Below are 25,802 nucleotides of genomic sequence, written 5' to 3' on the forward strand. Positions count from 1 at the left end.
CGGCCCCGGTTTCCCGGGGGCCGGGCCCTTCGGCGTCAGGCCGGTCGTCCGGAGGCTCAGGCCTCGAACACCTCACGCACCAGCTGCTCCTGCTCGGCCTGGTGCCGCTTCGCGGAACCGACGGCCGGGGACGAGCCGTGCGGGCGCGAGATGCGGCGCAGGCGCTCACCGTGCGGGACATCGGCGCCGACCGCCAGGTCCAGGTGGTCGATCAGGTTGAGCGCGATGAACGGCCAGGCACCCTGGTTCGCCGGCTCCTCCTGGGCCCACAGGTACTTCTCGGCGTTCGGGTACTTGGCGATCTCCGCCTGGAGCTCGGCACCCGGCAGCGGGTACAGGCGCTCGATGCGGATGATGGCCGTGTCCGTCACGCCGCGCTTCTTCCGCTCGGCGTCGAGGTCGTAGTAGACCTTGCCGGCGCAGAAGACGACCTTCTTGACCGCGGCCGCCTCGACCGAGTCGTCGCCGATGACCGGGCGGAACTGGCCCGTCGTGAACTCCTCCGCCTTCGACGCCGCGGCCTTGAGGCGCAGCATCGACTTCGGGGTGAAGACGACCAGCGGCTTGTGGTGCGGGTTGTGCACCTGCCACCGCAGGAGGTGGAAGTAGTTCGACGGCAGGGTCGGCATCGCGACCGTCATGTTGTTCTGCGCGCAGAGCTGGAGGAACCGCTCCGGGCGGGCCGAGGAGTGGTCCGGGCCCTGGCCCTCGTAGCCGTGCGGCAGGAGGAGGGTGACGCCGGAGGTCTGGTTCCACTTCTGCTCGGCCGACGAGATGAACTCGTCCACGACCGTCTGCGCGCCGTTGACGAAGTCGCCGAACTGCGCCTCCCACATCACCAGCGCGTCGGGGCGGGCCAGCGAGTAGCCGTACTCGAAGCCCATCACCGCGTACTCGGAGAGCAGGGAGTTGTAGACGTTGTACCGGGCCTGGTCCTCGGCCAGGTACAGCAGCGGCGTGAACTCGTCGCCGGTCTCGCGGTTGATGAGCACCGCGTGGCGCTGCCCGAAGGTGCCGCGCTGCGAGTCCTGGCCGGAGAGCCGGACCGGGACGCCCTCGAGGAGCAGCGAGCCGACGGCGAGGGTCTCGCCCATGCCCCAGTCGATGGTGCCGTCCTCGACCATGGCCGCCCGGCGCTGCAGCTGCGGCAGCAGCCGCGGGTGCACGGTGACGTGGTCGGGGATGTTGACCTGGGACTCCGCGATCCGCTTGACGGTCTCGGCGGTGACCGCGGTGTTCACGGCCACCGGGAACTCGGCCTGCGGGTCCGAGGGCTCCGCGGCGGCCGGCTGGGAAGCCGCCTCGCGGACCTCGGTGAAGACCTTCTCCAGCTGGCCCTGGTAGTCCTGCAGCGCCTGCTCGGCCTCTTCCAGGGTGATGTCGCCGCGACCGATGAGGGACTCGGTGTACAGCTTGCGCACCGAGCGCTTCTTGTCGATCAGGTCGTACATCAGCGGCTGGGTGAAGGCCGGGTTGTCGGTCTCGTTGTGACCGCGGCGGCGGTAGCAGATGAGGTCGATCACCACGTCCTTGTTGAACGCCTGGCGGAACTCGAAGGCCAGCCGCGCCACGCGGACGCAGGCCTCCGGGTCGTCGCCGTTCACGTGGAAGATCGGGGCCTCGATCATGCGGGCCACGTCGGTGGCGTACATGGAGGAGCGCGACGACTCCGGGGCGGCGGTGAAGCCGACCTGGTTGTTGATGACGACGTGCACCGTGCCGCCGGTGCGGTAGCCGCGCAGCTGCGACATGTTCAGGGTCTCGGCCACCACGCCCTGGCCCGCGAAGGCCGCGTCGCCGTGGACCGCGATCGGCAGGACGGTGAAGTCGGTGCCGCCCTTGTTGATGATGTCCTGCTTGGCGCGGGCGACGCCCTCGACGATCGGGTCGACCGCCTCCAGGTGCGAGGGGTTGGCCACCAGCGAGACCTTGATCTGCTCGCCGTCCAGGCCGGTGAAGGTGCCCTCGGCGCCCAGGTGGTACTTCACGTCACCGGAGCCGTGCATCGACTTCGGGTCGAGGTTGCCCTCGAACTCGCGGAAGATCTGCGCGTACGACTTGCCGACGACGTTGGCCAGCACGTTCAGCCGGCCGCGGTGGGCCATGCCGATGACGACCTCGTCCAGGCGGGACTCGGCCGCCGAGTCGATGACCGCGTCCAGCAGCGGGATGACGGACTCGCCGCCCTCCAGGGAGAACCGCTTCTGGCCGACGTACTTGGTCTGCAGGAACGTCTCGAACGCCTCGGCGGCGTTCAGGCGGCGCAGGATGCGCAGCTGCTCCTCGCGCTCCGGCTTGGTGTGCGAGCGCTCGATGCGGTCCTGGATCCACTTGCGCTGCTTCGGGTCCTGGATGTGCATGAACTCGACGCCGGTGGTGCGGCAGTACGAGTCGCGCAGCACGCCGAGGATGTCGCGCAGCTTCATCAGGGACTTGCCGGCGAAGCCGCCGACCGCGAACTCGCGCTCCAGGTCCCACAGGGTGAGCCCGTGCTCGGTGATGTCCAGGTCGGGGTGCTTGCGCTGCTGGTACTCCAGCGGGTCGGTGTCGGCCATGACGTGGCCGCGGACCCGGTAGGAGTGGATCAGCTCGAAGACGCGGGCGGCCTTGGTGACGTCGTCGTCGTGCGAGGCGTCGATGTCCTTGAGCCAGCGGACCGGCTCGTAGGGGATGCGCAGCGCCTCGAAGATCTCGTCGTAGAAGCCGTTCTCGCCGAGGAGCAGGTTGGCGACCTGGCGCAGGAACTCGCCGGAGGCGGCGCCCTGGATGACCCGGTGGTCGTAGGTCGACGTGAGCGTCATGACCTTCGAGATGCCGAGCTTGTTCAGCGTGTCCTGGCTGGTGCCCTGGAACTCCGCCGGGTAGTCCATCGAGCCGACGCCCATGATGACGGCCTGGCCGGGCATCAGGCGCGGCACCGAGTGGACGGTGCCGAGGCCGCCGGGGTTGGTCAGGGAGACCGTGACGCCGGTGAAGTCGTCCATCGTGAGCTTGCCGTCGCGGGCGCGGCGGACGATGTCCTCGTAGGCCTGCCAGAACTCGAAGAAGTTCATGGTCTCGGCCTTCTTGATCGCCGCGACGACCAGCTGGCGGTCGCCGTTGGGCTTGACCAGGTCGATGGCGAGGCCGAGGTTGACGTGCGCCGGCTTGATGAGCGTCGGCTTGCCGTCCTTCTCGCCGAACGCGTAGTTCATGGCCGGCATGGCCTTGATGGCCTGCACCATCGCGTAGCCGATCAGGTGCGTGAAGGAAATCTTCCCGCCCCGGGCGCGCTTGAGGTGGTTGTTGATGACGATGCGGTTGTCGAACAGCAGCTTCACCGGGACCGCGCGCACGGACGTGGCCGTGGGCAGTTCCAGCGAGGCGTTCATGTTCTTCGCGACCGCGGCGGCGGGACCGCGCAGGGTCACCAGCTCGGGACCGTCCGCGGAGGCGGTGGCCTCCTTGGCGGGCGCGGCGGCCTTCGTCTGCGCCTTGGCGGCGGGCTTGGCCGGGGCCGGCTTCGCTGCAGGAGCCGCAGGAGCCGCAGGAGCCGCAGGAGCCGCCGGGGCGGCAGCGGCGGGCTGCGCGGCTGCGGCGGCCGGCTGGGCGGCCGTCTGGGCCTGGGCCGGGGCGGGAGCCTGCGCCTGCGGTGCGGGGGCGGCCTGCGGCGCGCTGCCGGAGTCCGCGGCACCGGAGGCGGCCTGGGCCGCGGCCGCGCCTGGCTTGTAGTCGGCGAAGAAGTCCCACCAGGCTCGGTCCACGGAGTTCGGGTCCTGGAGGTACTGCTGATAGATCTCGTCGACGAGCCACTCATTGGCACCGAACGCGGCCGCGGGGTTCTTGCCCGCGTTGCCCGCTTGGTCGGTGTCGGTCGAGATGCTCGAGTTACTGGGGGACTGTGGCGACACGGCGAGAACCGCCCTCTTCCGCTTCTTCACAAGATGGTGGACAGCGGGAATCAAGGCTACGCCTCCCGGGCCCGGAAGGTCAGACCGGGCCCGTTCATCGTCGCGTAAGTCACATCGCAGACCGTGTTTCGGCGCTGGAAATGGCGGGAAACAAGCGAGGTTCTGCTGCGCGTGGGAAGGGGAGACCGGGACCCGGCGCCGAGAGAACGCGGGTCTGTACCTGGTCTGCGCCTGATCACACGTGTCCGCCAGCGCGGACGTCAGTGGATCTTGACGCTCCGCTTCGAACCCTACGTCAACTCGATGCCGTGGGAAGACCCGGAAGGGTGATCAGAATGCGGCAGCCCCGCTCGGATTCGGCCACTCCGATCCGGCCGCCGTGCAGATCCACCGCCCAGCGCGCGATCGCCAGGCCCAGCCCGGTGCCGCCGTCGCTGCCCGGACCGTGCGGCCGGGACACCGAACCCCGGTTGAACCGCTCGAACACCCGGCGCCACTCCGAGCGCGGGATACCGGGGCCCTCGTCGAGAACCTCCAGCTCCAGCGACTCCGGAAGGTCCCCGCGCCGCGCCCTGACCGTCACCCGGCCGTGCGGCGGGCTGTGCTTGACCGCGTTGTCGATGAGGTTGGCGACGACCTGGTGGATGCGCTCGGGGTCGGCGTGCGCGGTCAGCTCCGGTGGGAACACGTCGAGTGCCAGATGGACGTCGGTGCGGCTGTGACTGCCGGACCCGGACGCGATGCCCGCGCGTGCCGAGGCGACCATGTTGGCCTCCTTCAGTACGCCGGACAGGTACGGCCACACCTCGAAGCGCCGCTTGCGCAGCGGTATGACGCCGTTGTCCAGGCGGGAGAGGTCCAGCAGCGTCTCCACCAGCCGGCCGAGCCGCTCCGTCTGCCCGAGCGCCGTCCGCATGGTCTCCGGATCGGCCTCGGTGACCCCGTCGACGATGTTCTCCAGAACCGCGCGCAGGCCCGCGATGGGCGTGCGCAGTTCGTGCGAGACGTTCGCCACCAGCTCCTTGCGCTGCCGGTCCTGGGCCTCCAGGTCGTCGGCCATGCGATTGATGGTGACGGCGAGGTCGCCCAGCTCGTCGCGGCGGTTCTCGCGGACCCGGCGCGTGTAGTCGCCGTGCGAGATGGACCGGGCCACGGCGTTCATCTCGTCCAGCGGCGCGGTCAGCGAGTGCGCCACGAACTGGGTGATCAGCAGGGTGGCGATCATCGAGAAGACCGTGATGAAGCGCAGTTCCGTCTTGGTGTGCACCGCGATCACCGAGAGACCGGTGGTGATCAGCACCGACGTGACGACCAGCGCACCCAGCTTGGTCTTGATCGAGAACGGGCGTACGCCGCCCCAGGGTTCCCCGGTGTTCCGGGGGCCGGGGCTCCTCCGTGCGGCCTCCCGCCCTCCGCTCATGGCGTCGGCGTCTCCAGCGCGTACCCCACGCCGTGCACCGTACGGATCCGCTCGGCCCCGATCTTGCGGCGCAGCGCCTTGATGTGGCTGTCCACGGTCCGGGTGCCGGAGGCGTCCGCCCAGTCCCACACCTCGGCCAGCAGCTGCTCCCGGGAGAGCACCGCGCGCGGGGTGTTCGCCAGGCAGACCAGCAGGTCGAACTCGGTGGGGGTGAGGTGGACGTCCTCGCTGCGCACCCGCACCCGGCGCTGCGCGTGGTCGATCTCCAGCTCACCGAGGCGCAGGATGCCGCTGCGCGGCGTCGAGGCGGCCACGACGGCCCGCTCCACCCGGCGCAGCAGCACGTGCACGCGCGCGGCCAGCTCGCGCATCGAGAACGGCTTGGTCATGTAGTCGTCGGCGCCCACGCCGAGCCCGACCAGCATGTCCGTCTCGTCGTCGCGCGCGGTGAGCATCAGCACCGGCACCGGCCGCTGGGCCTGCACACGACGGCAGACCTCCAGGCCGTCGAAGCCGGGGAGCATGATGTCGAGGATGAGCAGATCGGGCTGCCATGCCTCGGCCGTGTCGACGGCGGCCGGACCGTCGCCCGCCGTTTGCACCAGGAACCCCTCGGCACGCAGGCGGGTCGCGATGGCGTCCATGATCGTCTGGTCGTCCTCGACCACCAGCACCCGGCGCTGGGCGCCCGGAGTAGCCGTCGCCGTGCCGTTGTGGGAGGTCTGTGTCTGCTCCATCGCCCGCCCCTGAGGTGTGCTTACCGGAATCAGTGGGGTGATTCCTCGTCTGCGCATGACTGCGATCGCCGCTTGAACGACCGCGTCAGGTCAGCAGCGTACGGGGATTCACCGCGCCTTTGCTATCCAGGCCCGATGCCGAGGTGGACGACGTCCGGAACGCCCCGGGCAACGGGGATCTCTTCGGTACGCACCTGCTGGAACCCGGCATTACGCAAGGTTTCTTCGAATTCCGGAGAGGGCTGCGCGGACCATACGGCGAGTACCCCGCCGGGCCTCAAAACCCTTGCGCAGCCCGCCAGTCCGGGCGGTGCGTAGAGCCCGTCGTTGCCCTCGGTGACGGTCCAGCCGGGGCCGTTGTCGATGTCGAGGCAGAGCGCGTCGTACGTGTCGGAAGTCTCATTGACGTACCGCACCAGATCCGCTTCCACGACCTCGGTGCGGGGGTCGGCCAGCGCCTCGGCGGACAGCGGTGCCAGCGGGCCGCCCCGGTGCCAGTCGATGACGGCGCGCTCGCGTTCGACGACCGCGATCCGGCCCCAGCGCGGGTCGGCGGCCGCGTGTGCGAGTGAGAAACCGACACCGAGTCCCCCGATCAGCAGGTGCGGCGCGTTCCGCACGGCACGGCCGGCGAGGGCGTCGGAGGCGGCGAGCGCGTCGGCCGCCGCGTCCACCAGCCGCCGCTCCGAGCGCCCGTCGGAGGTGTCCATCAGGAAGCAGCCGTTCGCGATGATCTGCAGCAGTGCCCCGTGCCGGCGCAGGACGACCTCGCCGTGCGGGCCCTCGCGACGGTCCAGCACTTCGGGGATGCCGTGGTCGTGGGAGTCATGGGAAGTGATGGGCATCGACCCATCCTGGCAGGGGGAATGCCGTGCGGTCCGGCCGCGCTCTCGCCTGCGGGCCCGAGGGGGCTGAGCGGACGGACAACTTCCGCTTCTTGATCGCTCAGAGCGAACACGCTGGGGGGAACAATCGCGGGCTCGCTTTCATTGAGTCGGTGTAACTCAACTTGAATGCCGAAGGGGAGATCATGGCTGCTGAGTCCGACGCCTTCACACCGTTGACCCTGCCCGTGCTGCCGCTCGACGACGAAGTGGTGCTGCCCGGGATGGTCGTCCCCCTGGACCTGAGCGACACCGAGGTACGGGCCGCGGTGGAGGCCGCCCAGGCCGCCGCCGGGTCCGAGCCGGGCAAGCCCCGGGTCCTGCTCGTCCCGCGCGTCGACGGCACCTACGCCACGACCGGCGTCCTCGGCACGGTCGAGCAGGTCGGCCGGCTGGCCGACGGCGACCCGGGCGCCCTGATCCGCGGACGGGACCGCGTGAAGATCGGCGCCGGCACCACCGGACCCGGCGCCGCCCTGTGGGTCGAGGGCACCCGCGTCGACGACACCGTGCCCGACCCCCTGCCCGGCCAGGTCACCGAACTGGTGAAGGAGTACAAGGCCCTCGCCACCGCCTGGCTGCGCAAGCGCGGCGCCTGGCAGGTCGTGGACCGGGTGCAGGCCATCGACGACGTCTCCGCGCTCGCCGACAACTCCGGCTACTCGCCCTTCCTCACCACCGAGCAGAAGCTCCGGCTCCTGGAGACCGCCGAGCCGGTCGCCCGCCTCCGGCTCGCCACCCAGCAGCTGCGCGACCACCTGGCCGAGCAGGACGTCGCCGAGACCATCGCCAAGGACGTCCAGGAGGGCGTCGACAAGCAGCAGCGGGAGTTCCTGCTGCGCCGCCAGCTCGAGGCCGTGCGCAAGGAACTGCGCGAGATCAACGGCGAACAGGAGGGTGAGGAGTCCGACGACTACCGCGCCCGCGTCGAGGCCGCCGACCTGCCGGAGAAGGTCCGCGAGGCCGCGCTCAAGGAGGTCGACAAGCTGGAGCGGGCCTCCGACCAGTCGCCCGAGGGCTCCTGGATCCGCACCTGGCTCGACACCGTCCTCGAACTGCCGTGGACCGTCCGCACCGAGGACGCCTACGACATCCGGGGCGCCCGGGCCGTACTGGACGCCGAGCACGCGGGCCTGGACGACGTCAAGGAGCGGATCACCGAGTACCTGGCGGTGCGCAAGCGGCGCGTCGACCGGGGGCTCGGCGTCGTCGGCGGGAGGCGCGGCGGTGCCGTACTCGCCCTCGTCGGCCCGCCCGGGGTCGGAAAGACCAGCCTCGGCGAGTCCGTCGCCCACGCGATGGGCCGGAAGTTCGTCCGCGTCGCCCTCGGCGGCGTCCGCGACGAGGCCGAGATCCGCGGCCACCGGCGTACGTACGTCGGCGCTCTGCCCGGCCGGATCGTGCGGGCGGTCAAGGAAGCCGGATCGATGAACCCGGTCGTGCTCCTCGACGAGATCGACAAGGTCGGCTCGGACTTCCGGGGCGACCCGGCCGCCGCCCTGCTCGAAGTCCTCGACCCCGCCCAGAACCACACCTTCCGGGACCACTACCTGGAGGTCGAGCTCGACCTGTCCGACGTCGTGTTCCTCGCGACGGCCAACGTCCTGGACGCCATCCCGGAGGCGCTGCTCGACCGCATGGAGCTGGTCCGCCTCGACGGCTACACCGAGGACGAGAAGATCGTCATCGCCCGCGACCACCTGCTCCCGCGCCAGCTGGAGCGCGCCGGGCTCGACAAGGACGAGGTCACGGTCGACGAGGGCGCGCTGCGCAAGCTGGCCGGCGAGTACACCCGCGAGGCGGGCGTGCGCACCCTGGAGCGGTCCATCGCCCGGCTGCTGCGCAAGGTGGCGGCCCAGCACGAACTGGGCGAACGCGAGCTGCCCTTCACCGTCACCGACGACGGCCTGCGCGCCCTGATCGGCCGGCCGCACCACGTGCCCGAGTCCGCCCAGGAACCGGCCGAGCGGCGCACCTCGGTGCCGGGCGTGGCCACGGGCCTCGCGGTCACCGGCGCGGGCGGCGACGTCCTGTACGTCGAGGCGTCGCTGGCCGACCCGGAGACCGGGGCGTCGGGCCTGACCCTGACCGGTCAGCTGGGTGACGTGATGAAGGAGTCGGCGCGGATCGCGCTGAGCTTCCTGCGCAGCCGCGGCGCCGAGCTGGAGCTGCCGGTGGCCGACCTGAAGGACCGGGGCGTGCACATCCACTTCCCGGCGGGCGCGGTCCCCAAGGACGGCCCGAGCGCCGGCATCACGATGACGACGGCGCTGGCCTCGCTGCTCTCCGGCCGGCTGGTGCGCACCGACGTGGCGATGACCGGCGAGGTCTCGCTGACCGGCCGCGTGCTGCCGATCGGCGGCGTCAAGCAGAAGCTGCTCGCGGCACACCGGGCGGGCATCACCACGGTGATCATCCCCAAGCGCAACGAGCCCGACCTGGACGACGTCCCGGCGGAGGTACTGGACAAGCTGGACGTCCACGCCGTCACCGACGTCCGCCAGGTCCTGGAACTGGCGCTCGCACCGGCGACGAACGGTGTGGGCTCGGAGGTTCCGGTCGCGGCGGTGGGGGCACCTCCCAGGCTTTAGGCACCGGGGGAGGACGTAGGCCGGAAGGCGGAGGCCCGGGTCCCGTGGGGGACCCGGGCCTCCGCTCCGTGGAAGGGGGACCGTCAGCCGTTGGCGAGCGCCCTGACGCGGTCCAGCGCTCCGTTGAACTTGTTGTGGTCCCCGACCGTCGGCCCGGACGAGGTGTACTGCCACATCGTGTAGTAGCCCCAGCCGGCCGGCAGCGTGCCCACGGTGGAGGCGTACCTGGCGACCCACAGCGGGTTGTTCACCGCGAAACCGCCGTAGTTGCCCGTGCACTGGGTCCACCAGCTGGTGGCCGTGTAGATCACGGCGTCGCGGCCGGTGCGGGCCTTGTAGGTGTTCAGGAAGTCCCGGATCCAGGAGACCATCTGGCTCTGCGTCTTGCCGTAGCAGGTGGCCCCGTACGGGTTCCACTCGATGTCCAGCGCGCCCGGCAGCGTCTTGCCGTCGCGGGACCAGCCGCCGCCGTTGTCGACGAAGAAGTTGGCCTGGGCGGCGCCGCTCGTCGTGTCCGGCGTGGCGAAGTGGTACGCCCCGCGGATCATGCCGACGTTGTACGAGCCGTTGTACTGCTGGGCGAAGTAGGGGTTCTCGTAGTACGTCCCCTCGGTGGCCTTGACGTAGGCCCACTTGACCCCGCTGTTCCACAGGGTCGACCAGGCGACGTTGCCCTGGTGGCTGGAGACGTCCACGCCCTCCGTCTGGGTGGCGCCGCCCGGCACCGGTGTGCCGTGCCGCCCGTCGTGCTCCAGGACGCCCATGCCCATGTGGGCGGAGCCGCGCGGCGGGGTGTCGGCGGCCGACGAGGAGTGTGCGGGGAGGGTGAACAGCAGGGAGAACGCGGCGAGCAGGACCCCGGTGACGGCGAAGCGCCGCCCGCGGGCCGATCCGGATCTGTGCACGGGCATGACGTGCCTCCGATGGCTCGGTGGTGCTCGGTGGGGGATGCGTGGGTGGGGAGGATCCCGTGGGTGGCGTGAGCATGCCACTCGGGGTTCCGGTGAAGACGCTACGCACGTAGAACGGGGGTGGGAAGAGGGACCGGCAGCTTCCGGTGGTCTAAGCCTGCGAAATACTTGCCGAGCTGCGGTGATGACCGCCCGTGGCGGAAACTTTCAGGACCGGGAAAATCGAGGCAGGGGCTGACGTGCACGAAGACGGGAACGGCGGCGGTCGAGGAGTCGAAGCCGAAGTGTCCGGCAGTGGTGTGAACCAACCGGAGTTCCTGGCGCTGGAGCGGGAGCTGACGGTCCTGCTCCGGCGGGCCCGGGCCAGCCAGGGCGAGATGGCCCGGGAGGTCCACCCCGACCTGGAGTCGTCCGCGTACGGCCTCCTCGTACGGCTCGGCGAGTGCGGCGGGCAGCGGGCCACGGAGCTCGCCGCCTACATCGGCGTCGGCAAGGCGACGATGTCCCGCCAGCTGCGCGCCCTGGAGGACCTCGGCCTCGTCGCCCGGGAGCCCGACCCCGCCGACGGCCGCGCCTGGCTGGTCACCCTGACCCCGGAGGGCCAGGCCCGCGTCAGCCGGGTGCGGGAGGCCCGCCGCGCGCGCTACGCCGGGCGGCTCGCCGGCTGGGACCCGCGTGAGGTGACGGAACTCGCCCGGCTGCTGCACGAACTGAACCGGGGTATGGAGAAGTAGCGCCGCGGTCTTCGGCGGGAAGCAGTGCCTGAGCCCTCGGCGGAGAGGCAGTGCCTGAGCCCTCGGCGGAGAAGCAGGGCCTGGCCTCGGCGGAGAAGCGCGTGCGCGGTCCCCGGCGGAGAAGCAGGTCACGCGGTCCCCGGCGGAGAAGCAGGGCCGAAGCCCTGGCGTTCAGAGCTCCGCGTACACCACCGTCGCGTCGTCGTGCGTCTTGCCGCGCCCGAGGAACTCCCGGCGCCCCGCCGCGTCCGCGCGTTCCAGCTCCCGTACCCGGTCCACCAGTGCCTGCGCGCCCTGCTTGCGCACCAGCGCGAGGCAGTCCGTCCAGTCGCCCTCCCGGAACGTCTCCACCCACCGTGCGGCCCCGTCCGTCAGCGCCGCCAGTGTCCGCACCTCCCCGCGCGGCAGCACCCCCGTCACCGCCCGCGCCGCCACCGCCGGGTCGGCCGCGGCCGTGAAGAAGCCGCCCTCCTTGTTGCGGAAGCCCGCGTCCACCAGCGCGTCCGTCGCGAGAGCCGAGCGGGGCAGCCGGGCCAGCCGGTCGTCCAGGACCGCCGCGACCCCGCCGTCGGGGGCCTCCACCAACAGGGCCGAGTCGGACAGGACCAGGTACTCGGCGGCGGCGGGGGACCAGCGGGCCAGGACCACGGTTGCCTGCGGAGTCCGCGGGTGAGAAAGGTCACAGGTTTCCGCGTGTGCCGCCGAGGTACGCGCGATGGCACGGGACAGGGCTTCGGCGAGGGGAACATCCGGGAGTGAAACGGTCAGTTCGGTCAGGGCTCCGCCGAGGCGCCCGGTGAACCAGGGCACCGAATGCAGACAGCCCGTCCCGGTCCGCGGCGGCGTCACGCCGTCCAGGACGACGAGTGACCCCCCTTGCCCCGAGGCCGGTAGCCCGACGCTCGCGAAGTCCTCGTTGGGGTGGTCGGCGAGGCCGGGTTCCGAGACGAGTTCCGTGCGCATCCGGCCAGTCTGCACGACCCCTTCACAGGGTCCGCAAGGGGCGGGCGAGTTCCCGGAGATCGACGCAGCCGCGCAGGTCAGGCGCCGGGTTTGGGAGGGAATTCCGTACTCCGGCAATGCGCGGCGGCACATAGTGCCACCGCCCGTCCCGGACGTCCAACCGGCGCGCCGCGCGGGCGTGTCGAGCGAGCCGGGGGAACTTGCCCACCAACTCCCGTCCGGGGTTCACTCCTTCGGGTGGCGGGTCGGATGATGCACGCCCACCGCCCACCGGCACTGGGAGGGTCGGGAACCGGTGGGGGGCCTGCCCCGCTCACGCGGGCACCCCGTCCGACGCGCAGTCGGCGGCCTGGGGACAGCCCAGAGCGTGGCGGAGGGCGCACGCGCCGACCGGCCAGTTGACGGAGTGCCACCCGGGCCCACGGATACACGAGTCAGGAATGCGAGCACCGGTGCAGAAGACGCGGCCTCGTCGCACAGGCAAGCAGACGGCCCCCGCGGGGAGCGCGGAGCGCACCCCCGGTACCTCCACCCCGGCGCCGCCCCAGGCCCCCGTCGGCAAGGGACGCCCGACCCACGTACGCAACCGCCTCATCATCGCCGTGGCGGTCGTGGCCGTGGCCGTCGCCGGAGCCGGAGCACCGTCGGTCGTGGCCGCCTCCGGCCACCTGCACGACTCCCAGGAACTGGTGACGCTCGCCGAGCGGACCCAGGGCGCGCTGACCCTCGCCCACTCCCTGGCCGACGAGCGCGACGAGGTCACCCCCTACATCGCGGCCGGCCGCCCGAAGTCCAAGGCGCCCTCCGAGCAGCGCAGCGCCCGCGTCGACCGGCAGGTGGAGGAACTCCGCGCCGACACCGACACGCCCGCCTCCCTGCGCGAGGACCTCGACGCCGTCGCGGCCCTGCGCCGGGCGGCGCTCACCGGCAAGAGCACCGCTCTGCAGGCGCACGAGGCGTACTCGGAGGCGATCGCCGAACTCCACGCGCTGGCCGAGGAGCTGGCCGAGCGGATGCCGCCCCGCGCGGGCGCCGGCGCGTACGCCCTCGCCGAACTGGACACCGCGGTCCAGCAGGCCTCCGCCACCCGCGGGCTGCTGCTCGCGGCGCTGAACGTACCGAGCAGCACCGAGACCGTCATCGACCCGATCACGGGTCTGCCGACCGAGACGAGCACGTCCTCGGACGCCGACGCCGAGCAGCGCGACGCGCTCGCCGCCGCCGCCCAGCAGGCCCGGGTGCGCTCCGACGCGGCCCTCGCCGACTTCCGCGAGGGAGCGCCCAAGGAGGCACGGGACAGCTTCGACTCCACGGTCGCCGGCCCGGAGATCAACTCCGCCGAGAAGTACCTCGCCGGCCTCACGAACGAGCCGACGCTCTCCGACAACGACCTCCGGACCAGCACCAAGAGGCTGGACGCCGCGCTCTCCGCCCGCGTCGACGCCATGCGCGGCGCCGAGTCCGCCCTCTACGAGAAGCGCACCACGGACCTGGAGCGGCTGCGCGACGACGACGTCACCGCGCTGGAGATCCGGATCGCCGCCCTCGGCGCCCTGATCCTGCTGACCGTCGGCATCGCCACCGCCATGGCCCGCACCCTCACCCGCCCGCTCTCGGTGCTCCGCCGCGGCTCGGCCCGGCTGGCCGGCGCGCAGGACCCGACGGCCGAGGAGGCCGTCGCCTTCACCGGCCGCAACGACGAGTTCGCCCAGGTCGTCCGCTCCGTCAACGCCCTGCACGCGCACGCCGTCACGCTCGCCGACCGCGTCAACACACTCGAGGCCGACCGCAAGCACCTCGTCGGCCAGCGGCAGAAGATGGCCGACGCCCGCGAGGAACTGCGCGCCGAACTCGCCGAGTCGGCCGCCCAGCTGGACGTGGTGCGCAAGAGCATCGGCGGCGCCTTCGTGAACCTCGCGCTGCGCACCCTCGGCCTGGTCGAGCGGCAGCTCGCGGTCATCGAAAGCCTCGAGGAGCGCGAGCAGGACCCGGAGCGCCTCTCCACCCTGTTCAAGCTCGACCACTTCGCCACCGTCATGCGCCGGCACAGCGAGAACCTCCTCGTCCTCGCCGGCACCGAGCACGTCCAGCACAGTGCCGGGCCGGTGCCGCTGGTCGACGTGGTCCGGGCCGCGGTCAGCGAGATCGAGCGGTACGAGCGCGTCCGCATCGCCGCGCTGCCGCCGCACGCGCACGTGGCCGGGTTCGCGGCCGACGACCTCTCCCACCTGCTGGCCGAGCTGATGGAGAACGCCACCTCCTTCTCGCCGCCGGACCTGCCCGTCGAGATCTCCGGCTGGCTGCTGGAGAACGGCGAGGTGATGCTCTCCGTCCAGGACGAGGGCATCGGCATGGCCGCCGAGCGCCTCGAGCGCCTCAACGCCCGCCTCACCGACTTCGACCCCGACGCGCCCTACGACCAGGAGGGCGAGGACGGTTGCGGGCTGGGCCTGTACGTGGTGGCCCGGCTCGCCCACCGGCACGGGGCGCGCGTGCGGCTGCGGGAGCAGAAGCAGGGCGGTGTCGCCGCCGTCGTGGTCCTGCCGGACACCCTGCTCGCCGCGGCACCGCCGGCGGCACTCGTCCCGACCTTGCCGACCTCCGAGGGCACGGGAACCTTCTCCCTGCCGGGCGCCGACGCCGAGGCCAACTCCAACGTCCTGCGCGGCCGGGTGGAGAAGGACACGGATCCGCTCGTCGCCTCGGCGGAACAGTCCGTACGACGCGCGGAGGCCGACGGGACGGAGGGGACGGCCGGGACCGACGGGACGGGCGTGGCCGAGGCCGAGAAGGCGGAGGACACTCGCCCCGAGGCGACCGAGGCGACCGAGGCGACCGAGGCGACCGAGGCGACCGAGGCTCCTGAGGCGCCCGACGCGTCCGAGGCGCGCGAGGCCCTGCCCGACGCGGCCGACCCGGGGCCCGCCCGGAACACGGAGGCCGACGAGGCGAAGAGGCCTGAGGCGGCGGAGGCCCCCGAGGCCGGGACCGCTCCCGGACGCGACCTCCCCGACGACACCACGATGGCCCTCCTGCTGCCGGTGCAGGCACGGGCGGAGGCGACCCGGACACCCGATCCGGAGCCCACACCCGACTCCGGCCCCTACGCCATCGGCCCCGACGCCCACGATCGCGCGCCGGACGAGGACCCCATGCGGGCCGGGGCCACCACGCGGGCCGAGGGCACCATGCGGGCCGAGGGCACCGCCCGGACCGACGACGCGGGGAACACCGACGACGCCGAACCGGCCGAGCCCGTCACCGACAAGGGCCTGCCCAAGCGGACCCCCAGGATCAGCACACCCGCGGCGGTTCCCGGGCCGCGCACGGCCGGCTCGGTGGACGCCGACGCACTCCGCCGCCGCCTGGGAGGGTTCCGCCGGGGGGCGGAGGCCGGCCGCCGCGACGTCGAGGCGGAGATCGCCGACCGGACCGGACAGAACCGGGCGCCGGACGCCGCGGCGGGGACAACCGAGGAAGCCACGGGGGGCACTGTCGAGGAGGCAAGCAGTTGACCGCTCCCAGTACCTTCGGACTCAGTAGCGAAGCCCGCAATCTGCACTGGCTGCTGACCAACCTGGTCGAGGAGGTGCCCGGCATCCTCTCGGTCGCGGTGGTCTCCTCCGACGGCCTGCTCCTGCTCTCCTCCGACCAGGAACGCATCGACGCGGCCCGCGAACTCCACACCGTGCGCCGCACCGGCCCGCGCGGTTCGGCCGCCGACCTCGCCACCGTCGTCTCCGGCGTCGGCAGCCTGACCGTCGGCGCCGCCCGGCTGGTGGACTTCGGCAAGGTGAAGCACACGATGGTCGCCATGGACGAGGGCAGCCTGTTCGTGATGTCGATCAGTGACGGCTCGCTGCTCGGCGTGCACGGCTCCGCGGACGCCGACATGAGCGTCATCGCGTACCACATGGCGCTCTTCGTCGGCCGCGCCGGTCATGTCCTGACTCCCGAACTCCGCAGTGAACTGCGGAAATCCCTGGAGTCCGAGTCGGCGGGGAGTCCCCGATGAGCAGGGACGCCGGCAGGAACCCGCAGAACTCGAAGAGTTCGAAGAAGCCGAAGCCCCCGCAGAAGCCGAAGCCCCCGCGGAACTCGCCGAACCCGAAGGCCCTCCCCGTGCGCGGCGCCGACCGCAAGCCCGCCCGCGTACGGCCCTACTCGCTCACCGGCGGCCGGACCCGTTTCGGCCACGTCCTGCTCGTCGAGACGTTCGTCGGCGCCACGGCCGGCACCGCCGCGCTCGAAGCCGCCCAGGAGCGCAAGGAACTGACCGGGGGCACCTCCCACGCGTTCAGCAGGGGGGGAGGAAGCCTCACCTCCCGCGTGATGCCGGAGATGCGGGCCATCGTCGCACTGTGCCGCCGTATGCGTACGGTGGCCGAGATCGCCGCGCTGCTGAAGATGCCGCTCGGTGTGGTCCGCGTCCTCGTCAGCGACCTGGCGGACCAGGGAAAGATCCGTGTGTACGGCACCGGGACCGGCCACGGCACGGGCCGCCCGGACCGTGCTCTGCTCGAAAGGGTGCTCAGTGGACTCCGTCGTCTCTGACGCCGACTACGGCGTCCTTCCGCTCGTCGACACGGACGAGCCCGTGCAGCCCTGGCAGAGGGACCGCACCCGGGCGCCCATAGCCACGAAGATCGTGGTGGCCGGAGGTTTCGGTGTCGGCAAGACCACCCTGGTCACCACCGTCTCGGAGATCACGCCCCTGCAGACCGAGGCGCTGATGACCGAGGCGAGCGAGGACACCGACGACCTCACCGCCACCCCGGGCAAGCTCACCACCACCGTGGCCATGGACTTCGGCCGCATCACGCTCGACGACGACCTGGTGCTCTACCTGTTCGGCACGCCGGGCCAGGAGCGGTTCTGGTTCATGTGGGACGACCTGGTGCGCGGCGCGATCGGCGCCGTCGTGATGGCCGACACCCGCCGCCTGAAGGACTGCTTCCCGGCGCTGGACTACTTCGAGAGCTGCGGGCTGCCGTACGTCGTCGCCGTGAACCACTTCGACGGCAGCGAGCTGTTCGAGGCGGAGGACGTGCGGGAGGCGTTGGCGATCCCCGCGCACATACCCGTAATGATCATGGACGCGCGCCGCCGGATCTCGGCCATCGAGACCCTGTTGTCCCTCGTGGGCCACGCGCTCGACGAAACCCCCGAGTAGGAGACGGAACACCGCATGCGGAAGATACTCGTCGTCGGAGCCGGCCAGTCCGGTCTCCAGCTCGCCCTCGGCCTCCAGTCGCACGGCTACGAGGTCACCCTGATGTCCAACCGGACCGCGGACGAGATCCGCACCGGCCGGGTCATGTCGACGCAGTGCATGTTCCACACGGCACTCCAGCACGAGCGCGATCTCCAGCTGAACTTCTGGGAGTCCCAGGCCCCGAAGATCGAGGGACTCGGCGTCTCGGTGGCGGCCCCCGGCTCCTTCGACCCGGGCCCCTCGCAGCGCGCGATCGACTGGCTGGGCCACCTCGACGGCTTCGCGCAGTCGGTCGACCAGCGGGTGAAGATGGCCGGCTGGATGGACACCTTCGCCCAGCGCGGCGGCCAGCTCGTCATCCACGGCGCGGCCGTCGGCGACCTGGACTACTTCTCCCGCGCCTACGACCTCGTCCTCGTCTCGGCGGGCAAGGGCGAGCTGGTGCAGATGTTCGGCCGCGACGCCTCCCGCTCCCCGTACGGAGAGCCGCAGCGCGCCCTCGCCGTCGCCTACGTCCACGGGATGGGCCCGCGCCCGGAGCACCCGGAGACGGAGGCCGTCCGCTGCAACCTGGTCCCCGGCGTCGGCGAGATGTTCATCATGCCGACGTTCACGCTCTCGGGCCGCGCCGACATCCTGTTCTGGGAGGGCATACCCGGCGGCCCGCTGGACGCCTTCAAGGACGTCAAGGACCCCTCGGAGCACCTCTCCCTGACCCTGGAACTCATGGAGACGTTCCTCCCGTGGGAGTACGCGCGGGCCACCAAGGTCGAACTGACCGACGCCGGCGGCACCCTCGCCGGCCGCTACGCCCCCACCGTGCGCAACCCGATCGGCCGACTCCCCGGCGGCGGCGCGGTCCTCGGCGTGGCCGACGTGGTCGTCGCCAACGACCCGATCACCGGCCAGGGCTCCAACTCCGCCTCCAAGTGCGCCGCCTCCTACCTCGACTCGATCCTGGAGCACGGCGACAAGGAGTTCGACGAGGCCTGGATGCAGCAGACCTTCGACCGCTACTGGGAGACGGCACGGCACGTCACCAAGTGGACGAACGCCATGCTCGCACCGCCGCCGGAGCACGTCCTGAACCTGATCGGCGCGGGCAGCCGGCTCCAGCCGGTCGCCGACCGCTTCGCCAACGGCTTCGACGACCCGGCCGACTTCGAGAACTTCTTCTACGACCCCGCGAAGACCGAGGGCTACCTCATGGAGGTCTCGGGCGCCGCGGGCGCGTAACCGGCCGCGTACCCCTCGTCGGACCCGTCCGTCGCCCCCTCGGGAAGCCTCGGCGGCGTGTACCGCCGCAGCGGCTCCCCGCCGGGGTCGGGCCGTACGGCGCCCAGGACCGGGTTGGCGGCGATCGGCGAGACCTTGACCTCGGCACCGGGACGCGGCGCCTGGACGACCATTCCGGCGCCGAGGTACAGCGCCACATGGGTGGCCTCGGGGAAGTACACCACCAGGTCACCGGGCCGCAGCTCACCGAGCGGCACGTGTTCCAGTCGCGCCCACTGCTCCTGGCTGGTCCGCGGGATCGGAGTCCCGGCACGCTCCCAGGCCACGGAGGTCAGCCCCGAGCAGTCGTACGACGCAGGCCCCTCCGCGCCCCACTCGTACGGCTTGCCGAGCTGCTCCACCGCGAAGCGCACCGCCCGGTCGCCCCCGGCGGTGGGCGTGTCGTCGTCGCCGAGCGCGCCGGACCCCATGAGCCGCTCCTGCGCTCTGGCGATCCCCTTGCTCTCGAACTCCGCCAGCGCGGCCAGCTCCTCGGGGGTGAGCGAGGCCAGCAGCTCCTCGACGGCGTGCAGCCTTTCGCGCACCTCGTCCCGCTGCCGCTCCTGCCGCTCCGCGAGGGCCAGTTGCTCGCCAAGGGCCGCGCGCGCCCGCTCGGCCAGCTCGTCGGCCTTCCGCTCGTCTCCCGTCAGGCGGCCCACCGTCTCGGCCCGCTGCCGGGCCAGCCGGCCGAGCACATGCCCCTGGTCGAGCGCGTGCCGCGGGTCGCGGGCCAGCAGCAGCCGCAGATAGGGGGAGAGACTGCCGGCGTTCCGGTACTCCTGCCGGGCCAGCCGGCCGGCCGCGCCGCGGCTGTCGTGCAGGGACAGCCGGGTCCGGGCCAGCGCGGCGTCCAGCCGTCGCACCTCGGCGCGCTGCTTCCGCAGGCGTTCCTCGGTGCCGTTGTAGGTCTCGGTGGCCTTCTCCGCCTCCCGGTACAGCCGCTGAAGGTCCGTCAGCAGTCCGGCCACGGAACGGTCGCGACCGGCCTCGCCGGGTCCGGGATCGGCCGTGGCGGGCACGGGCGCGAGGGCGATCCCGGCCGTCACCGCCGCCGTGCACACCAGACGCAGAAACCTTCCTGACACACCATCACCTCCGGGCCGCGGGGCGGCTCGTCCGCTCCGCACCGCGAGCATGTGACGGGTCGCGGGGCTCCGCTCGCGGAGTGTGCGCGGTTCGGCGCAACGGGGTCACCCGTGGGCGTCGTCCGGCTTGCCACCCGGCGTGGCGTCTGGATCGGTGTCCGGCTCCGCGTCCGGGGCGGTGTTCGGCCGCGCGCCCGAATTGGTGTTCGACTTCGCGCCCGGGGTCGCGTCCGGTTCGAGGGTCCGGCGGGCGTCCGCTCCGGTGTCGGCTCCGATGTCGGCTTCGGCGTCCGACCCGGTGTCCGGCGCGGGGTGCGGCCCGGTTCGCGGCCTGGCCTCCGGCTTGGACCAGGGCCACTTCCGGCCGGAGCCCTTCCCGCCCTCGGGGTCGTACGCGTACTTCCAGCGGGCGAACCGCACCCCGCCCCGGGAGTCCCGGGGCACCCGCCGGTACACGAGCACGGTGGGCGGGCCGCCGTCCGGGTCCGGCACGGGGATGCGGTAGGTCTTCGGCGGGTGCCCGGTCATCCCGACCAGCACGGGCAGCACCCGCCCGTCCATGGGGCCACCCTCGAAGGGGGTGTCTTCGCTCTTCACGGCACCAGTGTCAGCGATCCGCGCGCCGGTGTCAGACGTCCGCGCGCCGGTGTCAGACGTCCGCGCGCCGGTGTCAGACGTCCGCCGCCAGCGCCTCGACCAGTGCCGCGCTCTGCGGGTCGCGGCGGGCGGTGACCGTCAGCACGGCGAGGAACTGCTCGACGAGCCAGTCCCGCAGCTCGTCGACGGGCGGTTCCTTGCCCTCGTCCAGCCAGATCAGCGAGGCCGCCTCCACCGCCGTGATCCACATCCGGACGGTCATCCGCAGCCGGGGGCCGGGCTCGGCGGCGTCCAGGTGGCTCATGATGTGGTCGGCGGCGGCCCGGCGCACCCCGTCCACGATGGACGAGGTGCGGGAGGTCTCGGCCACGCTGCCGCCGCGCAGCAGGGCGCTGAAGCCGGTGGCGTGCTGGTCGACGAAGACGAGATAGCGGTCCAGGGCGCGGGACAGCCGGGTGAGCAGCGGGCCCTCGCGGGGCTCGTCGAAGCACAGCCGCAGCTCGTCGGCGGCCGACCTGAGCGCGGCCTCGTACAGCTGCTGCTTGCCGCCCGGGAAGTACCGGTACACCAGTGGCCGCGAGACCCCGGCCTGCTCGGCCACGTCGTCCAGGGAGACCTCCTCCGGTGGCCGGTGCGCGAAGAGGGTGAGCGCCGCGCCGAGCAACTGGACGCGGCGCTCCTCGACGCTGAGCCGGCGGTAGGCGGGGACGGAGGACTGCGGGGTCATGAGCCGCAGCCTAATCGGCGCGGCCCCGTCCGGCGGCTACGCCAGCAGCCCCGACGACCTCCACAGCCGTCGCCCGACGCCCCGCAGCACGCCGATGTCGTCCAGGAAGTCCGTCAGACGCTTCGAGCCGGTCTGCATGATCTCTCGGCGGTGCCCGCTGGCCTTGACCTGGGCCAGGGCCTCGCGCTTGTCCAGGCCGACGTTCGTGTAGACCTCGGGGTTGACGAAGGCGACGGAGAAGACGCGGGCGAACTCGCCGGAGGTGATCCGGGTGAACTCCTGCGACCACTTCGGGGCCGTCACCATCTGGCGGCGCAGCTCCTCACGGGCGTAGCGCACGTGACGGGCCTCCTCCACGACGTGGATGCGCGTGACGCCCCGGATCAGCGGCTGGATCCGCTCGTCGGGGAAGGTCAGCCGCTGCATCCAGTCCAGGACCTCCTCGCCGAGGAGCGTCGCGGTGAAGGAGCCGGGCGTCGTGGAGATCGTCTTGAACAGGCGTCCCAGGCGCTGGTGGACCGGGCTCACCGGGTACCACGGTGTCTCGCCGCGGGTGATGAGCCGGGCGAACATCTTCGAGTGCCGGCACTCATCCTCGATCTCGGTCAGCGCGTAGCGCACGTGCGCGCTCGTCGCCGACTTGTCGTAGATGTGCCGCACCAGCAGCTGCATGAGGATCAGCTCGAACCAGATGCCGAGCGAGGCGAGCGCGGCGGCCTCGTGCCGGGAGAGCGCGATGCGCTGCTCCTCGCTCATCCGCTTCCACAGAGGGGTGTCGTACAGCGACACCAGCTCCGGTGGCCAGAACCACTTGCCTTCGTCGAACGGCGCCTCCCAGTCCAGCTCCTTGTCCGGGTCGAAGGAGTGCTTGGCGGAAGAGGCGAGCAGCCGCTCGGCCACCTGCTCCCGGTCCTTGAGCAGGCCGAGTGCGTCGCGCAGGCCGTCGAGCGCGTCGGCTTCCGTCAGGGTCGTCATGGCTGTCCCACCTCGTCGTACGGTTCGGGTTACCCGCGGTCACTCCGCCTTATGAGACTGCCTGTCAGTAAGCTCGTCAATCCCCTGCGCGGAACTTGTTGACCATGAGTAAAGGTGGCGCGGTCGTCGATCACCGGACGCGGGAGGCTCCGGCGGAGCGCACCCCCGGCGTTCGCCGCTGCTCGGTCAGGTGCCGGACGCGTACGACGGATGCCGTCGTCCTCGCCGTGGAGGCGGTGTCCGAGGACTCCCGGGAACGGGACCGGGAGGTGAAGCCGCGGACGTACGCGCCGACGGGTACCCCCTTCGGCCCCCTGCGGACGGGAAGTGACCCCGCCTCACTCGCTGTGCACCGCCGCGCTCCCCGAGCACTGCCTCACTCCCCGAGCACTGCCTCACTCCCCGAGCACCGCCTCCATCACCGCCCGCGCGATGGGCGCCGCCAGCCCGCTGCCGCTGACGCCGTCGCGGTCCTTCGCCGAGCCCTCGACCACCACCGCGACCGCCACCTTCGGCTCCAGGTCGTCCTCGCCCTGCGCCCAGGAGACGAACCAGGCGTACGGCGTGCCCGAGTTGCCCACGCCGTGCTGGGCGGTGCCGGTCTTGCCGCCGACGGTGGCGCCGCGGATCGCGGCGTTCGCGCCGGTGCCGTTCTCCACCACACCGGTCATCAGCTCCTTCAGCAGCGAGGCCGTCTTCGGCCGCATCGCCTCCCGGGAGGGCCGAGACCCCGCCGTCGCCACCAGGCTGCCGCCCGCCCGCAGGGTCCGCTCCACCAGGTACGGCGACCGCACCTGTCCGCCGTTGGCCACCGCCGCCGCCACCATCGCCATCTGCAGGGGAGTCGCCCGCGTGTTGTACTGGCCGATCGACGACAGCCCGAGCTGCGCCCGGTCCACCGAGGTGTCGAAGGTGCTCCGCGCGACGGCGAACGGGACGCGCAGCCCGGCGTCGTTGAAGCCGAAGGCCTCCGCCGTCGCCGCCATGTCCGTCACGCCCACGTCCATGCCGAGCTTGGCGAACACCGTGTTGCAGGACCACTCGAACGCCTCGCGCAGCGTGGCGTCCCGGCAGTCGTCGGCCTCGTTCGTCAGCCTGGTCCGCGTCCCGGGCAGGGTGTACGGGTCGGGGGAGCGGGTCGGCGCGTCGAGGTCCCGGACCACGCCCGCGTCCAGCGCCGCCGCCGCGGTGACCACCTTGAAGGTCGAGCCCGGCGGATAGGTGCGGCGCACGGCCCGGTTGAGCATCGGCCTGTCCGGGTCGTCGTTCAGCCGGTTCCAGGTCCGGGTGGCGGCCGTGCTGTTCCCGGACAGCAGCTGGGGGTCGTACGACGGGGTGGAGGCCAGCGCCAGGATGCGGCCGGTGGACGGCTCGATCGCGGCCACCGCCCCCTTGCGCCGGCCGAGCCCCTCGAACGCGGCCCGCTGTGCGGCCCCGTTGATGGTCGTCACGACGTCACCGCCCGGGTTGTGGACGCCCGTGACGTCGTTCCAGAGGGGGAGCGGTGCGAGCAGCGGGTCGGCGCCGGACAGGAGGCCGTCCTCGGCGTGCTCCAGCAGGGTCGTGCCGTACGCCTGCGAGGCGAAGCCGGTGATCGGCGCGTACATCGGCCCGTTCCGGTACGTCCGTTCGAAGCGCAGGTGCTCCCCGGTGTCCCGGGAACCGGTGACCGGCTCGCCGCCGACCAGGATGTCGCCGCGCGGCTGCTGGTAGCGGGCGATGTCCGGGCGGCGGTTGGCCGGGTTGTCGTCGTACTCCGGGGCCTGGACGATCTGTACCCGGGCCGCGTTCACCAGCAGCGCCGCCAGCAGCAGTGCGCAGAAGGCGGCGGCGTGCCGGATGTGCCGGGTCACCGGAGTTCCCCGGCTCTCACGACGCCGCCCGCCCGTCGGCCCGGCCGGCCTGGCTGCGGGCCGCGTGGCTGACCCGGATCAGCAGCGCCACGATCGCCCAGTTGGTGACGACCGAGGAGCCGCCCTGCGCCAGGAACGGCATCGCCATGCCGGTCAGCGGGATCAGCCCGGTCACCCCGCCCGCGATGACGAACACCTGGAGCGCCACGATCGAGGAGAGGCCGACCGCGAGCAGCCGGCCGAAGGGATCGCGCGCGGCGAGGCCGGCCCGGTAACCCCGCTCCACCAGCAGCGCGTACAGCAGGAAGATCGCGCTCAGGCCGAGGAAACCCAGCTCCTCCCCGGCGGTCGCCAGGATGAAGTCCGACTTGACGGCGAAGCCGATCAGGACGGAGTGCCCGAGGCCGAGGCCGGTGCCGGTCACCCCGCCCGCCGCGAAGGCGAACAGCGACTGGGCCAGTTGGTTGGCGCCCCGCCCGGCCTCGATCGACGCGAAGGGGTGCAGCCAGTCCTCCACCCTGCTGTGCACGTGCGGCTCCAGCCAGCCCACGGCGACCGCGCCCAGCGAGGCCAGCACCAGACCGACGGCGATCCAGCCGGTGCGGCCGGTGGCGACGTAGAGCAGGACGACGAACAGGCCGAAGAACAGCAGCGAGGTGCCGAGGTCGCGCTCCAGCACCAGGACGCCGACGCTCACCAGCCACACGGCCACGATCGGGCCGAGGACGCGGCCGGTGGGCAGCTGGAGCCGCCACACGCGACGCCCCGCGTACGCCAGCGCGCTGCGGTTCGCGGCCAGGTAGGCGGCGAAGAACACCGCGAGCAGCACCTTCGCGAACTCGCCGGGCTGGATGGAGAAGCCCTCGACCCGGATCCAGATGCGGGCACCGTTCACGGCCGGGAAGAAGATCGGCACGGTGAGCAGGACGAGCGCGGCGGCGACGCAGACGTAGGCGTAGCGCTGGAGCACGCGGTGGTCGCGCAGGAGCAGCACGACCACGATGAACAGTCCGACGCCCAGTGTCGACCACACCAGCTGCGTGGGGGCCGCCCGGTCGCCCGGCGTCTCCAGGTCGAGCCGGTAGATCAGCACCAGGCCGAGGCCGTTGAGCAGCACCCCGATGGGCAGCAGCAGCGGGTCGGCCCAGGGGGCGCGCAGCCGTACCGCCAGATGGGCGAGGAGGGCGAGCACGCCGAGCCCGGCGCCGTAACCGGCGGCGCCGGGGGGGAGGGTGCCGTGCTGGGCGAGGCCGACGTTGCAGTAGCCGAACACCGACAGCAGGACGGCCACGAGGATGAGCGCGAGTTCGATGCCACGGCGCCGGGGGAGACGGGCGACGGGAGCGGGTGTGTCCGCCTGTGCCACGGTGATTCCGGTTCCGGTTCCGGTTCCGGCCTTGGTCATGTCCGGAAGTTACCCGAATGGTGCGGTGCGGGGGCCGCTCGCGTCAGCACCAGCGCGGCGCGGGACCGATGTTGTCGATGTAGCGGGCCGCACCCCAGGCCCAGGTGCCGTCCGTGAGGAGGTACCAGAGGGGGTTGCCCTTCACCTTGTCGCCGGGGGTCTTGCAGTGGATGTGGACGGTCTCGCCCCGGTGGGCGTACCGGATGACGTCCGAGCCGCGGGCCGGCGAGGTGCGCAGGGCGAGCCGGTCGGCCGTGACGACGCCCCGGTAGCGGCCCTGCTCCTGGCGGCCGTCGTTCCCGCCGCCCCACTCGTCGCCGCCGTTCCCGCCGCCGTTCCCGCCGCCGTTTCCTCCGGAGGGGTTGGCGGTCGTGCTGCCGGAACCGGAGTCCCCGCCGCCCCACTCGTCGTTCGCGACGGCGGGCGTGACGGCGACGGCGGCGGCGAGCGCGCCGGCGGCGACGGCGGTGGCGAGACCGCGCAGCAGTGGTGAGCGCGGGGACAGCGCGGACAGCAAGGACATGGGAGTACCTCCCGAGA

Annotated in this window: 19 protein-coding genes and 1 pseudogene; 7 read left to right on the forward strand and 13 right to left on the reverse strand. The window is 72.1% G+C overall.

Annotation, left to right across the window (positions count from 1 at the left end):
• Positions 1–56: 56 nt before the first annotated feature.
• From ACP4IX_RS22760 to ACP4IX_RS22775, 4 genes are all read right to left on the reverse strand, one after another.
• Positions 57–3,890: a multifunctional oxoglutarate decarboxylase/oxoglutarate dehydrogenase thiamine pyrophosphate-binding subunit/dihydrolipoyllysine-residue succinyltransferase subunit gene (locus tag ACP4IX_RS22760; RefSeq protein WP_426556484.1), complete on the reverse strand. Its 3,834-nt coding sequence runs from the start codon at positions 3,888–3,890 to the stop codon at positions 57–59.
• Positions 3,891–4,185: 295 nt separating this feature from the next.
• Complete coding sequence (locus ACP4IX_RS22765) at positions 4,186–5,310, reverse strand: sensor histidine kinase (protein WP_426522428.1); 1,125 nt, start codon at positions 5,308–5,310, stop codon at positions 4,186–4,188.
• Positions 5,307–6,047 (reverse strand): response regulator transcription factor, encoded by a 741-nt coding sequence (locus ACP4IX_RS22770; RefSeq protein ID WP_426522429.1) that lies wholly within the window; start codon positions 6,045–6,047, stop codon positions 5,307–5,309. The genes ACP4IX_RS22765 and ACP4IX_RS22770 overlap by 4 nt, the downstream gene beginning before the upstream one ends.
• 122 nt (positions 6,048–6,169) lie before the next feature.
• The gene (locus ACP4IX_RS22775; protein WP_426522430.1) at positions 6,170–6,892 is read right to left on the reverse strand and encodes a spermidine synthase; all 723 of its coding nucleotides are present in this window, start codon (positions 6,890–6,892) and stop codon (positions 6,170–6,172) included.
• Between the two features lie 185 nt (positions 6,893–7,077).
• On the opposite strand from ACP4IX_RS22775, the gene lon reads away from it, so the two are divergent.
• The gene (gene lon / locus ACP4IX_RS22780) at positions 7,078–9,522 is read left to right on the forward strand and encodes an endopeptidase La (protein WP_426556485.1); all 2,445 of its coding nucleotides are present in this window, start codon (positions 7,078–7,080) and stop codon (positions 9,520–9,522) included.
• A gap of 83 nt (positions 9,523–9,605) precedes the next feature.
• On the opposite strand, the gene ACP4IX_RS22785 is transcribed toward lon, so the two are convergent.
• Positions 9,606–10,433 carry a lysozyme gene (locus tag ACP4IX_RS22785; protein ID WP_426522432.1) on the reverse strand — a complete coding sequence of 276 codons (828 nt, stop codon included), beginning with the start codon at positions 10,431–10,433 and terminating at the stop codon, positions 9,606–9,608.
• 239 nt (positions 10,434–10,672) lie between these two features.
• Here ACP4IX_RS22785 and ACP4IX_RS22790 point away from each other — a divergent pair, with 239 nt between their 5' ends.
• Positions 10,673–11,167 (forward strand): MarR family winged helix-turn-helix transcriptional regulator, encoded by a 495-nt coding sequence (locus tag ACP4IX_RS22790; protein WP_426522433.1) that lies wholly within the window; start codon positions 10,673–10,675, stop codon positions 11,165–11,167.
• Between the two features lie 171 nt (positions 11,168–11,338).
• On the opposite strand, the gene ACP4IX_RS22795 is transcribed toward ACP4IX_RS22790, so the two are convergent.
• Entirely contained in the window at positions 11,339–12,130 is a 792-nt protein-coding gene (locus ACP4IX_RS22795; RefSeq protein WP_426556486.1) for a protein phosphatase 2C domain-containing protein, read from the reverse strand.
• 440 nt (positions 12,131–12,570) lie between these two features.
• Between ACP4IX_RS22795 and ACP4IX_RS22800 the strand changes: the two genes are divergently transcribed.
• From ACP4IX_RS22800 to ACP4IX_RS22820, 5 genes are read left to right on the forward strand one after another with little or no spacing between them, the layout of a single operon-like run.
• Positions 12,571–15,645, forward strand: a complete 3,075-nt coding sequence (locus ACP4IX_RS22800) for a nitrate- and nitrite sensing domain-containing protein (RefSeq protein WP_426556487.1) — start codon at positions 12,571–12,573, stop codon at positions 15,643–15,645.
• A complete protein-coding gene (locus ACP4IX_RS22805; RefSeq protein ID WP_426556488.1) occupies positions 15,642–16,145 on the forward strand; it encodes a roadblock/LC7 domain-containing protein in 504 nt (167 codons plus the stop codon). Before ACP4IX_RS22800 ends, ACP4IX_RS22805 begins: the two co-directional genes overlap by 4 nt.
• The gene (locus ACP4IX_RS22810; RefSeq protein WP_426522437.1) at positions 16,142–16,684 is read left to right on the forward strand and encodes a DUF742 domain-containing protein; all 543 of its coding nucleotides are present in this window, start codon (positions 16,142–16,144) and stop codon (positions 16,682–16,684) included. Before ACP4IX_RS22805 ends, ACP4IX_RS22810 begins: the two co-directional genes overlap by 4 nt.
• The gene (locus ACP4IX_RS22815) at positions 16,665–17,303 is read left to right on the forward strand and encodes a GTP-binding protein (RefSeq protein ID WP_426522438.1); all 639 of its coding nucleotides are present in this window, start codon (positions 16,665–16,667) and stop codon (positions 17,301–17,303) included. Before ACP4IX_RS22810 ends, ACP4IX_RS22815 begins: the two co-directional genes overlap by 20 nt.
• A 15-nt stretch (positions 17,304–17,318) precedes the next feature.
• Positions 17,319–18,581 carry a styrene monooxygenase/indole monooxygenase family protein gene (locus tag ACP4IX_RS22820; RefSeq protein WP_426522439.1) on the forward strand — a complete coding sequence of 421 codons (1,263 nt, stop codon included), beginning with the start codon at positions 17,319–17,321 and terminating at the stop codon, positions 18,579–18,581.
• Here the strand turns inward: ACP4IX_RS22820 and ACP4IX_RS22825 are convergent.
• The 7 genes and pseudogenes from ACP4IX_RS22825 to ACP4IX_RS22855 form a co-directional block, all read right to left on the reverse strand.
• Complete coding sequence (locus ACP4IX_RS22825) at positions 18,545–19,705, reverse strand: NlpC/P60 family protein (protein ID WP_426522440.1); 1,161 nt, start codon at positions 19,703–19,705, stop codon at positions 18,545–18,547. The genes ACP4IX_RS22820 and ACP4IX_RS22825 overlap by 37 nt on opposite strands.
• A gap of 321 nt (positions 19,706–20,026) precedes the next feature.
• Positions 20,027–20,302: pseudogene (locus ACP4IX_RS22830) on the reverse strand (hypothetical protein); the annotation flags it as partial.
• 73 nt (positions 20,303–20,375) lie between these two features.
• Positions 20,376–21,029: a TetR/AcrR family transcriptional regulator gene (locus ACP4IX_RS22835; RefSeq protein WP_426522441.1), complete on the reverse strand. Its 654-nt coding sequence runs from the start codon at positions 21,027–21,029 to the stop codon at positions 20,376–20,378.
• Between the two features lie 36 nt (positions 21,030–21,065).
• Positions 21,066–22,004, reverse strand: a complete 939-nt coding sequence (locus ACP4IX_RS22840; protein ID WP_426522442.1) for an AurF N-oxygenase family protein — start codon at positions 22,002–22,004, stop codon at positions 21,066–21,068.
• Positions 22,005–22,399: 395 nt separating this feature from the next.
• On the reverse strand, positions 22,400–23,857 hold the full coding sequence (locus tag ACP4IX_RS22845) for a penicillin-binding transpeptidase domain-containing protein (protein ID WP_426556489.1): 1,458 nt from the start codon (positions 23,855–23,857) through the stop codon (positions 22,400–22,402).
• 16 nt (positions 23,858–23,873) lie between these two features.
• Positions 23,874–25,262 (reverse strand): FtsW/RodA/SpoVE family cell cycle protein, encoded by a 1,389-nt coding sequence (locus ACP4IX_RS22850; protein WP_426522444.1) that lies wholly within the window; start codon positions 25,260–25,262, stop codon positions 23,874–23,876.
• A 43-nt stretch (positions 25,263–25,305) separates the two neighbouring features.
• The gene (locus ACP4IX_RS22855) at positions 25,306–25,785 is read right to left on the reverse strand and encodes an SH3 domain-containing protein (protein WP_426556490.1); all 480 of its coding nucleotides are present in this window, start codon (positions 25,783–25,785) and stop codon (positions 25,306–25,308) included.
• Positions 25,786–25,802 lie beyond the last annotated feature (17 nt).

It is taken from the genome of Streptomyces sp. WG5 (assembly GCF_049974565.1).
Taxonomy (GTDB): domain Bacteria; phylum Actinomycetota; class Actinomycetes; order Streptomycetales; family Streptomycetaceae; genus Streptomyces.